Below are 12,961 nucleotides of genomic sequence, written 5' to 3'. Positions count from 1 at the left end.
TTAAACTCCTAACTTCCATGACAGGGTACGCAGCAGATCGGCAAACACGCCCGCCGCCGTCACATCATTCCCTGCGCCATAGCCGCGAAGTACCAGCGGCAGTGGCTGATAATAATGGCTGTAGAACGCCAGGGCGTTCTCGCCGTTTTTCACCTTGTACAGCGGATCGTTGCCATCCACTTCGGCAATCTTCACGCGACAGACGCCGTCTTCTTCAATATTGCCAACATAGCGCAATACCTTACCTTCATCACGGGCTTTCGCAACGCGGGCGGCAAAGGCGTCGTCAAGCTGCGGCAACCTGGCCATAAAAGCGCTGACGTCGCCGCTGTCATCAAATTCTGCTGGCAGCACCGGCTCAATCACGATATCCGAAAGCTCCAGCTCGCGGCCGGTTTCGCGCACCAGGATCAGCAGCTTACGCGCCACATCCATACCGGAGAGGTCGTCGCGCGGATCCGGCTCGGTGTAGCCCAGCTCGCGCGCGGCGCGGGTGGCTTCCGACAGGCTCATCCCTTCGTCCAGCTTGCCGAAGATAAACGACAGGGAGCCGGAGAGGATGCCGGAGAAACGCTGTAGTTCGTCGCCCGCGTTCAGCAGGTTTTGCAGGTTCTCGATGACCGGCAGGCCTGCGCCCACGTTGGTGTCATACAGAAACTTGCGGCGCGACTTGCTCGCCGCCAGACGCAGCTGGTGATAGTAATCCATCGACGAGGTGTTGGCCTTTTTGTTCGGCGTCACCACATGGAAACCTTCGCGCAGGAAATCCGCGTACTGATCGGCCACAGCCTGGCTGGAGGTACAGTCGACGATCACCGGGTTAAGCAGGTGATACTCTTTCACCAGACGGATCAGACGACCCAGGTTGAACGGCTCTTTCGCCTCTTCCAGTTCCGCCTGCCAGTTTTCCAGGTTCAGACCGTGGACGTTAGTCAGCAACGCTTTCGAGTTCGCAATTCCGCAGACGCGCAAATCGATATGTTTCTTCTTAAGCCACTCCTGCTGGCGCTTTACCTGCTCCAGCAGCGCGCCGCCGACGCCGCCGACGCCCACCAGGAACAGCTCAATCACCTGATCGGTGTTGAACAGCATCTGATGCACCACGCGCACGCCGGTAGTGGCGTCATCGTTATCCACGACAACGGAAATTGAACGCTCTGATGAGCCCTGGGCAATCGCCACGATATTGATATTGGCCCGCGCCAGGGCGGCAAAGAATTTGGCGGAGATTCCGCGCAGGGTGCGCATGCCGTCGCCTACCACGGAGATCACGGCCAGACGCTCCTGAATAGAGAGCGGCTCCAGCAGCTCTTCTTTCAGCTCCAGGTAGAACTCTTCTTCCAGCGCGCGACGGGCGCGTAGGCAATCGCCCTGCGGGACGCAGAAGCTGATGCTGTATTCGGAGGAAGACTGCGTGATCAGCACCACGGAGATCCCGTTACGGGACATGGCCGCAAATACGCGTGCCGCCATGCCAACCATACCTTTCATACCCGGGCCAGAGACGCTGAACATCGCCATGTTATTAAGGTTCGAAATGCCTTTTACCGGCAGGTCATCTTCATCAGCGCTGGCGCCAATCAGCGTACCCGGCGCCTGCGGATTACCGGTGTTTTTAATCAGGCAAGGGATCTGGAACTGGGCAATCGGGGAGATGGTACGTGGGTGAAGCACTTTGGCGCCGAAGTAGGAAAGCTCCATCGCTTCCTGGTACGACATCGACTTCAACAGCCTGGCGTCCGGCACCTGGCGCGGGTCGCAGGTATATACACCATCAACGTCAGTCCAGATCTCACAACAGTCTGCACGTAAACAGGCCGCCAGCACGGCAGCGGAGTAGTCAGAGCCGTTACGCCCCAGCACCACCAGTTCGCCCTTCTCGTTACCGGCGGTGAAGCCTGCCATCAGGATCATGTGGTCAGACGGGATTTTGCTCGCCGCAATGCGGCGTGTCGACTCGGCAATGTCGACGGTGGATTCAAGGTAGTGTCCCACAGCCAGCAGTTTTTCAACCGGATCGATGACCGTCACGTGGTGACCGCGCGCTTCCAGCACGCCTGCCATGATGGCGATAGAGAGTTTTTCACCCCGGCAAATCAGCGCCGCGTTGATGCTGTCCGGGCATTGACCCAGCAGGCTGATACCGTGAAGAACGTGTTTAATCTGGGCAAATTCGAGTTCAACGGTGGTTTTCAGCTGCGCCAGCGGGAAGCCAGGCTGGGCGTCTGCCAGCCCCTGAAGCAGTTCAGCGAAGATACGCTCGGCGTCGCTGATGTTCGGAAGTGCATCCTGGCCACCGATGGTTTTTTCAATCATCGCCACCAGGTGGTTCGTGATTTTTGCCGGGGCAGAGAGCACGGTAGCAACCTGCCCCTGCCTGGCGTTACTTTCCAGGATATCGGCAACACGCAGAAAACGCTCTGCATTTGCCACTGATGTACCGCCGAACTTCAACACTCGCATGGTTCTACCTCATTTCCTTTAGCCGAAAAAAAAGCCCGCACTGTTCAGGTGCGGGCTTTTTTCTGTTTTTCCTGTACGCGTCAGCCCGCATCGTTACCTGTGGTAATGATGATGGTTGTAGTAATGGTGGTGATGCTGATGCGTTTCATGGATGTTGTGTACTCTGTCATTATTATCTGTCTGTGCTCTATTCTTTTAGGGTTAAAGGATCGGACACCTTAAGTCAATGAATTTTTAATTTGATCACAATTCGGGACATTCTCACGTCCCGCTGCGTGCAGATTTATTTTCATCGGAATACCCCAGATGCAACCCCAGACATTAGCAGGATCGGCCATAATAAAAACTTATGACACTATTTTACTCGGCTAATTTTTTTTCAATATCATGAAGCAATCGGTGCAGCATTGCCGTGTCGCGCTGTTCAAGACGCCCCAGGCGCTGCTGTAACCAGTCCACCATTTTTTGATCGTCAGCGACGCCCAGTTGCTCGAGAAGCTTATCTGCACGAATACGCAGCGCCGCCAGCTGGTTTTCATCCGTTACTGACGCTGGCGGCTGAGGAATTTGTATTAAGGATGCTAATTGATAGCAGTACACCATCACCGCCTGCCCCAGATTGAGTGACGGATAATCCGCCACCATCGGCGCGCCCGTCAGGACGTCAGCCAGTTCCAGTTCTTCGTTAGTTAGCCCGGAATCTTCTCGCCCAAACACCAGCGCGGCTTTCTCCAGCCACTGGCTTTTTTCTTCCAGTAGTGGCACCAGTTCAGCAGGCGTGGCGTAATAATGAAACTTCGCCCGGCTGCGCGCGGTCGTCGCGACGGTAAACGAAATATCGTGCAGCGCCTCAGCGAGCGTAGCGTAAGTGGTTATATTATCGAGAATATCACCCGAACCGTGCGCCACCCATCGCGCAGCAGGCTCCAGATGCGCCGCGCTGTCTACGATACGCAAATCGGTAAAACCCATGGTCTTCATGGCACGCGCCGCAGCGCCAATATTTTCAGCTCTTGCTGGTGCCACCAGCACAATCGACAGATGCATTTATGCTCTCTTTTTAATCAGTTAGCAGGTAAAAATGTGATTCACTTCAACATATTACGCAGCACGAATTTACAATTTTGCAACACAAATCACCGAAATAGCGTTTCATAACAATTAAAAAAAGCTAAACTATTTTGTGGCTGAACAATCAGTTAGAATGTTAACAGAAGTCCATTATCCTTATGTTTTGTAATGATAATGACCTTATGAATACTCTTTTCCGATTGGATTCGTACCGTTTATCAATCAATGTCCGCAACTAGTTGGTTTATTGAAAAATTGTGACAAAGGCTAGCATTCAGCTACGATGATTTCATCAAACTGTTAACGTGCTACAATTGAACTTGATATATGTCAACGAAGCGTAGTTTTATTGGGTGTCCGGTGTCACTTAGCCTGTTATGTTGCTGTTAAAATGGTTAGGATGACAGCCGTTTTTGACACTGTCGGGTCCAAAGGGAAAGTACCCACGACCAAGCTAATGATGTTGTTGACGTTGATGGAAAGTGCATCAAGAACGCAATTACGTACTTTAGTCACGTTAAGCCGATCATGTTAATTTGCGACATGCATCAGGCAGGTCAGGGACTTTTGTACTTCCTGTTTCGATTTAGTTGGCAATTTAGGTAGCAAACATGCAGACCCCGCACATTCTTATCGTTGAAGACGAGTTGGTAACACGCAACACGTTAAAGAGCATTTTCGAAGCAGAAGGCTACGATGTCTTTGAAGCGACCGATGGCGCAGAGATGCATCAGATCCTTTCTGAAAATGATATCAACCTGGTGATTATGGATATCAATCTGCCGGGCAAAAACGGGCTTCTTCTGGCGCGCGAACTGCGTGAACAGGCGAACGTCGCGTTGATGTTCCTGACAGGCCGTGACAACGAGGTTGATAAAATTCTTGGTCTGGAAATCGGCGCGGATGACTACATCACCAAGCCGTTCAACCCTCGCGAGTTAACCATTCGTGCACGCAACCTGCTGTCCCGCACCATGAATCTGGGTACGGTCAGTGAAGAGCGTCGTAGCGTCGACAGCTACAAATTCAACGGCTGGGAACTTGATATCAATAGCCGTTCGCTGATTAGCCCGAACGGTGAGCAGTACAAACTGCCGCGCAGTGAATTCCGCGCGATGCTGCACTTCTGCGAAAACCCGGGCAAGATCCAGTCCCGTGCAGAACTGCTGAAGAAAATGACCGGTCGTGAGTTGAAGCCACACGATCGTACCGTTGACGTAACCATCCGTCGTATTCGTAAACATTTCGAATCTACGCCTGATACGCCGGAAATCATCGCCACGATCCATGGTGAAGGCTATCGTTTCTGCGGTGACCTCCAGGAGTAATCCTCCCGTCACGCAGTAAAAAACGGCGCTTTTGCGCCGTTTTTTTTATCAATGCCACGGCATAATCGGCACCGCGCTAATCGCGTTTTTCGGTGAGCCTTCCACGACTTTGTCGGAATAAGCCAGATAAGCCAGTGTGTTGCGCTTCGCGTCATAAAAACGGACCACCTGTAGCTTTTTGAACACCAGCGAGGTCCGTTTCTGGAATACAACGTCGCCCTGCGCTTTGCCGTTTTTAATTTTGTCACTCAATTCCACCGGACCAACCTGCTGGCAGGAGATGGCCGCGTCAGACGTGTCTTCAGCCAGCCCCAGGCCGCCTTTAATCCCGCCGGTCTTCGCCCGGCTGACATAGCAGGTGACGTTTTTAACGTCCGGATCGTCAAAGGCCTCCACCACAATTTTGTGGTCCGGCCCAAACATTTTAAACACGGTGTCCACGGAGCCAATTTGCTCCGCCTGTGCCACGCGCCCTGCCATCAGCGCCAGTGCTGCAAAGACTAAAACCTTGTATTTCATATTGTTACCATTCATAAAAATTACGCTGAGCGATTATTCAACAGGTTAGATAAAAATGTAGCAAGATCACAGGATTAGAATATATCCGCACTTAAATCACCACAAAAAGCATTTATGCGCAAAAAAAACACTGAATGCTAAAACGTCAAAAAATGCTATTATCCGCTAACCTGTAAACAGGCACCTGCGGCAGTTTTAAGGATGAGGATAGTATATGGATCAGGCTGGAATTATTCGCGACCTGCTCACCTGGCTGGAAGGTCATCTCGACCAGCCTTTGTCACTGGATAATGTGGCGGCAAAAGCAGGCTATTCCAAGTGGCATCTGCAAAGGATGTTCAAGGATGTCACCGGTCATGCTATCGGTGCCTATATTCGCGCACGTCGTTTATCAAAGTCTGCTGTCGCGTTGCGCCTGACCGCGCGACCAATCCTGGATATTGCCCTGCAATATCGCTTCGATTCACAGCAAACCTTCACTCGCGCCTTTAAAAAACAGTTCTCGTTAACGCCAGCGCTTTATCGCCGCTCGCCGGACTGGAGCTCCTTTGGTATGCGTCCGCCGCTGCGTCTGGGCGAGTTTGCGATGCCAAAATATGAAATCATCACCTTGCCGGAAACGCACCTGGTCGGCACCACGCAGAGCTACTCCTGTTCCCTGGAGCAGATCTCCGAGTTCCGCCATCAGATGCGCGTTCAGTTCTGGCGCGAATTTTTAAGCCACGCTCCGGCGATCCCGCCGATTCTGTATGGCCTGAACGAAACGTATCCAAGCCAGGAAAAAGATGACGAGCAGGAAGTGTTCTATACCACGGCGCTGACGCCTGACATGGCAAACGGTTACATTCATGGCTCGAAGCCTGTCGTGCTGGAAGGCGGCGAGTATGTGATGTTCTCATACGAAGGGTTAGGAACGGGCGTTCAGGAGTTCATCCTGACCGTTTACGGGACCTGCATGCCAATGCTGAATCTGAATCGCCGTAAAGGTCAGGACATTGAGCGCTACTATCCGGCGCAAGATGCAAAACCGGAAGAAGGCCCTATCAATCTGCGTATGGAATTCCTGATTCCGGTACGTCGTTAACGCTGCAACTCATCCAGTGCAGGGGCATCAAGATGCGAAATGTCCCCTGCCATCTCAACCACCCACCCCGATGCCAGCCAGGCACTTTCCTGATAGTCGATACGGGAAATGGAACAGTTGCGCAGACGCAAACGGCGCTCGGCGTAAGCCGGCAGCCCCAGAATGGTACTCACCAGGCAACCCAGCGCGATACCGTGGCTCACCAGCAGCGGTCGGCTACCTGCCGGGAGTTTCAGGCACTCGGCCAGCGCGGCATGCATGCGCACGCTCAGCTCCTGCATGGATTCCCCCTCAGGGATGCGACCATCTTCAGTGCCGTTCACCAGCGTGCGACGCCAGTCTTCTTCGGTTTCCGTCAGCGTATCGATAGGGCGTTTTTCCAGCACGCCCATATCCAGCTCGCGCAGGCGCGGTTCAAGGGTCACGTCGCAGCCACAGGCATCGGCGATGATGCGTGCCGTCTGCTGCGTGCGGCCTAAATCACTGGAGATGACGTGAGTGATACCCAGCGTTCTGGCGCGCTCCGCCACCTGCCACGCTTGCTGCACACCTTTGTCGGTGAGAGGACTGTCTGACTGGCCTTGAATACGTCGCTCGGCGTTCCACTGCGTTTCACCGTGGCGAACAAGGTATACCTGTAACATGCTTTTTTTCCGTTATACTGCGATGAATTTTTTAAATCGAGCTTAATTATGCACCATGTTGTCTCTGCTACCACCAATCCTGCCAAAATTCAGGCAATTCTAAGGGCATTTGAAGAGATCTTCGGCGAAGGATCCTGCCATATTGACGCCGTCGGCGTCGAGAGCGGTGTGCCGGAACAGCCGTTTGGCAGCGAGGAAACACGCGCTGGCGCACGAAATCGCGTGGCGAATGCAAAAGCCGCCGCGCCAGATGCTGACTTCTGGGTCGCGATTGAAGCAGGTATCGACGAAGGGGCGACCTTCAGCTGGGTTGTCATCGAAAGCCGCGAGCAGCGCGGCGAAGCGCGTTCAGCCACGCTGCCGCTGCCGGAGGTCATACTGGAGAAAGTCCGCGCGGGTGAGGCGCTGGGGCCGGTAATGTCGCACTACACCGGCATTGATGAGATTGGTCGTAAAGAGGGGGCGATTGGCGTCTTTACCGCGGGCAAGCTCACCCGTTCGAGCGTTTACCACCAGGCCGTTATTCTGGCGTTAAGTCCGTTCCATAACGCGATTTATCGTTAAGTTTGTAGGCCGGATTAGGCGAAGCCGTCATCCGGCGTTTTTAAGCAATACCGCTTCCAGCCACTGACGCAGTTCAACCGGCGCCGACTTCAGGCTGTTTGAACCCCGGGTAATCGTCGCGATGCCCGCGCCCAGCTCGTTTTTCAGTTCACGCTGGCTCATTTCGCCACGCAGCAGTTCCTCAATAATGCGTACCCGTGTACCCAGCGCTTCACGCTCGTCTGGCGTCAGCATCAGCTGTAGCAAGGGTAAATGCAGATCTTTGTCGTAAGACTGGCGGAGCAACTCCACAAAACGAAGCCACTCCTGATGACGCTGTTCGGCCATGGCCGAGGAATACGGGGAATGCTGGGTCATGTTATGCTGCCTCTTGTACTCATTAACGAGTACAGCATAACACAACCCGCGCCGATCAGTAACGTCTCTGCCACTCGGCATCGCTCATCAGGGCATCTTTCTCCCCCATGAAGTGCCGATAGTAGGCGTCATACGCCAGCACGTTCTTCACATATCCGCGCGTTTCCGAGAACGGAATGCTCTCGACGAACGCCACGGCGTCGAGTCGCCCTGCGCTGTTACCAAGCCATGTCCGCACGCGGCCTGGCCCGGCGTTGTACGCCGCTGACGCGAAGATGCGGTTATTACCGAACTGCTGATAGACGTACTGCAAGTAGCTGGTACCGATGTTGATGTTGGTCTCCGGATCCAGCAGCTGGGACGGGCTGCTGTAGCCTGGGATATTAAACATCTTCACCGTGTGCGTCGCGGTGCCCGGCATAATTTGCATCAGGCCGCTGGCCCCCACCGGCGAACGCACTTTCGGGTTCCAGGCGCTTTCCTGACGGGCAATGGCCATCGCGTAGCTTTGCGGAATATCTTTGCCGCTGGTGTAGCGATCGAACAGATCCTTATAAGCCAGCGGGAAACGCTCTTCGAGATGATCCCACAGCTTGCCGGCGATCGTCGCCTGCACGCTCAGATCCCACCAGCGATTATCAAACGCATAGCGGGCGAGCTGCGCCTTCTCGTCGGTGGTACGGCTGGTGACCAGGTTGGCCCATTCGCTGCGCGCGGTATTATCCAGATTCCAGTACATCAGCTCGCGCACGCGCGCCATTTCCGGACCCTGCGTCAGCGCCGGGTTCGCGTTGGCTGGCGCTTTGTCGATCTTCAGGGTGTACTCCTCGCCCAGACGCTGCGCCGCCGCCATCGGGTAGAAGCCGCGCTGCTGCATCAGGGAGTGGAGGATCGCTTTGGCTTCGTCTTCACGACCACGCTCCAGCAGCAGGTCCGCCTGCCAGTAACGCCATTCATCTTTCTCTTTAGCATCCATCGGCAGGCGCGCCAGCCAGGTATTGAGGCCACGACGATCGCCCGTTCCCAGCGCCATGCGCACGCGACGCTCCACCAGCGAGACAGAGTTTGAACGCATTACCGCGTCGTCACGCCAGCGCGCCTGTTCGTCGGTGACATCTGTTCCCATCAGTCGCCATGCCACAATATCGCGCAGTTCCTGGGTTTGATCGTCATTAAGCTGCTGGGCCTGCACCAGCTGCGGGATCATCAGCCGGGCGTTTTCCACATCCTCACGCGCCACGCTGGCAAAGGCCACCGCCGCCATCTGGCGGGTAAAATCGGTCGCGCCGGTGGTACGCGCAAACGTCAGCACGGTATTGGGATCGTTTGCCAGACTGATAACGGCAGAGGCAATGGTCTGATAATCCGCGGGCATCTGGCCCGCCAGCACGGTAACCAGCCGGGTGTTTCCGGCCTTCATCGCCAGGCGAATACGTTCCAGGTAAGAGAGCGGATCCTGCTTGCCCGAGGCGCGCCAGGCGCTGAACAGCGGGTCACAGGCGTTTGACTGGCTTTTGCCCGTCAACCACAGCTCTTTCGCGCCGGTCCAGGCTTCCTCCTGCTGACCGGTCGCCCATTTCGCATAATAGTAATTACACTGCGCTTCCGTCGCGCCCGGTTTATCCGGGCTGAAAGCCAGCAGGCCGCGCCAGTCTTCGCGACGGGCCAGCTCGTTCACAAACCGGGACTTCAAGGTGCGCGCAGGCGGCAGTGTCGGGTTCGCCTGAATGAAGTTATTTACGGTGACGGTCGGTTGATTCATGAGATCATCAGTGATCTGACGATACTCCAGATACGGATACAGCGGATAATCCTTCAGCGTCGGCATCAGCGCCTGCACGGTATCCATCTGCTTGTTGTCCCATGCCTGCTTAATCTGGGCATAGCGGTTACGTTGTTCATCCAGTGAATCGGCATGCACCGCCTGGCTTACCGCCATTACGCATACGCTGGCAGCCAGCAGACGCCAGACCACCCGTTTGGCTTTTTCCACAAGCTCTTCCTCATTGTTTTTCGTCAGTTGCAGCGTCTTGCCACGTGAAAGTTACCTCAACTTATGCTAACCAGGCATCCCACAACGCGCCACGTCATGGACACTTTTTTACCTTTCTTGCGCGTTTTAACACTCCCGACGTTCCTGGCTGGGATTAGGGCGTGAAAAAGGCTACACTTCGAGGCTGAAATTCATTCTCATCACGATAAAAGAGGCGAAGTCCAACGTGGCTCAATTCGTTTATACCATGCATCGTGTCGGCAAAGTTGTCCCGCCGAAACGTCATATTCTTAAAAATATCTCGCTGAGCTTTTTCCCGGGCGCAAAAATCGGTGTTCTGGGTCTCAACGGTGCCGGTAAGTCCACCCTGCTGCGCATCATGGCCGGCATCGATACAGACATCGAAGGTGAAGCCCGTCCGCAGCCTGGCATCAAGATCGGCTACCTGCCGCAGGAACCTCAGCTGAACCCGGAACACACCGTGCGTGAATCCGTTGAAGAAGCGGTATCCGAAGTGGTTAACGCCCTGAAAGGTCTGGATGAAGTGTATGCCAAATACGCCGAGCCGGATGCGGACTTCGACAAACTGGCCGCTCAGCAAGGCAAATTTGAAGAGATTATCCAGGCGCACGACGGTCACAACCTGAACGTGCAGCTGGAGCGCGCGGCAGATGCCCTGCGTCTGCCGGACTGGGATGCGAAAATCGCGAATCTCTCCGGTGGTGAACGCCGCCGCGTGGCGCTGTGCCGCCTGCTGCTGGAAAAACCAGACATGCTGCTGCTCGACGAACCGACCAACCACCTGGATGCGGAATCCGTGGCGTGGCTGGAACGCTTCCTGCACGACTTCGAAGGCACCGTGGTGGCAATTACCCACGACCGCTACTTCCTCGACAACGTGGCGGGCTGGATCCTGGAGCTGGACCGCGGTGAAGGGATTCCGTGGGAAGGCAACTACTCTTCCTGGCTGGAGCAGAAAGATCAGCGTCTGGCGCAGGAAGCGTCTCAGGAAGCGGCGCGCCGTAAGTCTATTGAGAAAGAGCTGGAGTGGGTTCGTCAGGGCGCGAAAGGCCGTCAGTCCAAGGGCAAAGCCCGTCTGGCGCGCTTCGAAGAGCTGAACAACACCGAATACCAGAAACGTAACGAAACCAACGAACTGTTTATTCCACCTGGCGCACGTCTGGGGGATAAAGTGGTTGAAGTGACCAACCTGCGTAAGTCATACGGCGACCGCCTGCTGATCGACGATCTGACCTTCTCCGTACCGAAAGGCGCTATCGTCGGCATTATCGGTCCGAACGGCGCGGGTAAATCCACCCTGTTCCGCATGATGTCCGGTCAGGAACAACCTGACAGCGGCTCTATCACCCTGGGTGAGACCGTGAAGCTGGCCTCCGTTGACCAGTTCCGTGACGCGATGGACAACAGCAAAACCGTGTGGGAAGAAGTCTCCGGCGGTCTGGATATCATGCGTATCGGCAACACCGAGATGCCAAGCCGCGCCTATGTTGGCCGCTTTAACTTCAAGGGCACCGACCAGGGCAAACGCGTGGGCGAGCTGTCTGGCGGTGAGCGTGGTCGTCTGCACCTGGCGAAGCTGCTTCAGGTTGGCGGCAACGTTCTGCTGCTCGATGAACCTACCAACGACCTGGACATCGAAACCCTGCGCGCGCTGGAAAACGCCCTGCTGGAATTCCCGGGCTGCGCCATGGTTATCTCGCACGACCGCTGGTTCCTTGACCGTATCGCAACCCACATTCTGGACTACCAGGACGAAGGTAAAGTGGAGTTCTTCGAAGGTAACTTCACCGAATACGAAGAGTACAAGAAACGCACGCTGGGCGCCGACGCGCTGGAGCCGAAGCGTATTAAGTACAAGCGTATTTCTAAGTAAGTGCCCAAAAAGCCGGGTGGCGCTCACGCTTACCCGGCCTACGGTTCTGCGCTGTTTGTAGGCCGGGTAAGGCGAAGCCGCCACCCGGCTTTTTTATTTGCCCACGTAATACCGCTTCACCTCATCAAACTGCATCGCAAAGTCGATATAGCTCATCAGCGCAGGCGAATTGAGCTTACGGCTCGGATAGGCCAGCCAGAGATCGTTCCCCTCAACGCGCCACTCCGGTAGCACCTTTACCAGCGCGCCCTTTTCGATTTTATCTTCCAGCAGGAATGCGGGTAACAGCGTGATCCCCGCCCCGGCAATGGCGCATTCTCGGGCGTACACCAGGTTATCCGTCATGTGGGCGTTATCCGGCAGGTAGCGGTAATCCTCACTCTCGCTTCGCAGAAGCCACTCCGACCATGCCCGGTGCGTAATGCAGCGGTGATCCACCAGCTGTCGTGGATGGATTAACGGCGCCCGACGTGCCAGATAGTCAGGCGAGGCCAGCATGTAGCGCGGACAGTGCCCAATCATGCGGCCAATCAGGGAAGAATCCTGCGGTTTGCCGGTGCGCAGCGCCACGTCAAAGCCCGACTCGACCAGATCCACCACATCGTCTGAAATTGATACATCCAGCGACACGTCAGGGTAGCGAAGCTGGAACTCGGCATTCATATGCGCCAGCAGCGTCGCGCCAATCCCTGCCGGACAGGTGATCCTCAGCCGTCCGCTGGGGTTTTCTCGCAGCCGCTGAATGGCATACTCCGCGCGCTCGCTGGCCGCCAGCATCTCGCGGCAGTGCACCAGATAGTGCTCGCCCGCAAACGTCAGGCTTATTCTGCGCGTCGTGCGGTTAAGCAGGCGGATCCCCACCTGCTGCTCCAGCTGGCTAATGCGTTGGCTGACGCTGGATTTCGGCAGTTCAGCCTTCTGCGCCGCCGCAGTAAAGCTGCCCATCTCAGCCACCAGCGCAAACAGCGCCATATCCTGTAGCTGTTTAAACATGATTGTTCACCCTGTACGAACGCTGAGTTCTTGATTGTCCATCTTATCATG

13 protein-coding genes and 1 other annotated feature are annotated in these 12,961 nt (G+C 55.4%); of the genes, 4 read left to right on the top strand and 9 right to left on the bottom strand.

All coding sequences use genetic code 11. From position 1 onward, the window contains the following. From thrA to yjjY, 4 genes are all read right to left on the bottom strand, one after another. Nucleotides 1–2,463: a bifunctional aspartate kinase/homoserine dehydrogenase I gene (thrA, locus tag ACQG03_RS03310; protein ID WP_022646997.1), complete on the bottom strand. Its 2,463-nt coding sequence runs from the start codon at nucleotides 2,461–2,463 to the stop codon at nucleotides 1–3. Between the two features lie 24 nt (nucleotides 2,464–2,487). After that, nucleotides 2,488–2,605: a sequence feature (Thr leader region), on the bottom strand. Continuing rightward, on the bottom strand, nucleotides 2,544–2,612 hold the full coding sequence (gene thrL / locus ACQG03_RS03305; protein WP_015572623.1) for a thr operon leader peptide: 69 nt from the start codon (nucleotides 2,610–2,612) through the stop codon (nucleotides 2,544–2,546). (Overlaps the previous feature by 62 nt.) A 211-nt stretch (nucleotides 2,613–2,823) precedes the next feature. Then, a complete protein-coding gene (locus ACQG03_RS03300; protein WP_063163151.1) occupies nucleotides 2,824–3,510 on the bottom strand; it encodes a tRNA/rRNA methyltransferase in 687 nt (228 codons plus the stop codon). Nucleotides 3,511–3,909: 399 nt separating this feature from the next. Beyond that, a complete protein-coding gene (yjjY, locus tag ACQG03_RS03295) occupies nucleotides 3,910–4,050 on the bottom strand; it encodes a protein YjjY (protein WP_001541509.1) in 141 nt (46 codons plus the stop codon). Nucleotides 4,051–4,145: 95 nt separating this feature from the next. On the opposite strand from yjjY, the gene arcA reads away from it, so the two are divergent. Continuing rightward, nucleotides 4,146–4,862 (top strand): two-component system response regulator ArcA, encoded by a 717-nt coding sequence (gene arcA / locus ACQG03_RS03290; protein ID WP_003856501.1) that lies wholly within the window; start codon nucleotides 4,146–4,148, stop codon nucleotides 4,860–4,862. Nucleotides 4,863–4,910: 48 nt separating this feature from the next. On the opposite strand, the gene creA is transcribed toward arcA, so the two are convergent. Beyond that, the gene (gene creA / locus ACQG03_RS03285; protein WP_003856503.1) at nucleotides 4,911–5,381 is read right to left on the bottom strand and encodes a protein CreA; all 471 of its coding nucleotides are present in this window, start codon (nucleotides 5,379–5,381) and stop codon (nucleotides 4,911–4,913) included. A 214-nt stretch (nucleotides 5,382–5,595) separates the two neighbouring features. On the opposite strand from creA, the gene robA reads away from it, so the two are divergent. Beyond that, complete coding sequence (gene robA / locus ACQG03_RS03280) at nucleotides 5,596–6,465, top strand: MDR efflux pump AcrAB transcriptional activator RobA (protein ID WP_022646995.1); 870 nt, start codon at nucleotides 5,596–5,598, stop codon at nucleotides 6,463–6,465. Here the strand turns inward: robA and gpmB are convergent. Further along, complete coding sequence (gene gpmB, locus ACQG03_RS03275) at nucleotides 6,462–7,109, bottom strand: 2,3-diphosphoglycerate-dependent phosphoglycerate mutase GpmB (RefSeq protein WP_063163152.1); 648 nt, start codon at nucleotides 7,107–7,109, stop codon at nucleotides 6,462–6,464. The genes robA and gpmB overlap by 4 nt on opposite strands. 48 nt (nucleotides 7,110–7,157) lie before the next feature. Between gpmB and yjjX the strand changes: the two genes are divergently transcribed. Then, a complete protein-coding gene (yjjX, locus tag ACQG03_RS03270) occupies nucleotides 7,158–7,673 on the top strand; it encodes an inosine/xanthosine triphosphatase (RefSeq protein WP_022646994.1) in 516 nt (171 codons plus the stop codon). A 27-nt stretch (nucleotides 7,674–7,700) separates the two neighbouring features. On the opposite strand, the gene trpR is transcribed toward yjjX, so the two are convergent. Further along, on the bottom strand, nucleotides 7,701–8,030 hold the full coding sequence (gene trpR, locus ACQG03_RS03265) for a trp operon repressor (protein ID WP_003856511.1): 330 nt from the start codon (nucleotides 8,028–8,030) through the stop codon (nucleotides 7,701–7,703). A gap of 55 nt (nucleotides 8,031–8,085) precedes the next feature. After that, nucleotides 8,086–10,023, bottom strand: a complete 1,938-nt coding sequence (sltY, locus tag ACQG03_RS03260) for a murein transglycosylase (RefSeq protein WP_063163153.1) — start codon at nucleotides 10,021–10,023, stop codon at nucleotides 8,086–8,088. A 226-nt stretch (nucleotides 10,024–10,249) separates the two neighbouring features. On the opposite strand from sltY, the gene ettA reads away from it, so the two are divergent. Next, complete coding sequence (gene ettA, locus ACQG03_RS03255) at nucleotides 10,250–11,917, top strand: energy-dependent translational throttle protein EttA (protein ID WP_063163154.1); 1,668 nt, start codon at nucleotides 10,250–10,252, stop codon at nucleotides 11,915–11,917. A 93-nt stretch (nucleotides 11,918–12,010) separates the two neighbouring features. On the opposite strand, the gene ACQG03_RS03250 is transcribed toward ettA, so the two are convergent. Beyond that, on the bottom strand, nucleotides 12,011–12,910 hold the full coding sequence (locus ACQG03_RS03250) for a LysR family transcriptional regulator (protein WP_022646992.1): 900 nt from the start codon (nucleotides 12,908–12,910) through the stop codon (nucleotides 12,011–12,013). Nucleotides 12,911–12,961: the final 51 nt, after the last annotated feature.

Source organism: Enterobacter cloacae complex sp. 342H5, from assembly GCF_050030905.1.
In the GTDB taxonomy this organism is placed as follows: Bacteria; Pseudomonadota; Gammaproteobacteria; order Enterobacterales; family Enterobacteriaceae; genus Enterobacter; species Enterobacter intestinihominis.
This window is presented reverse-complemented; position numbering and strand designations above follow the sequence as displayed.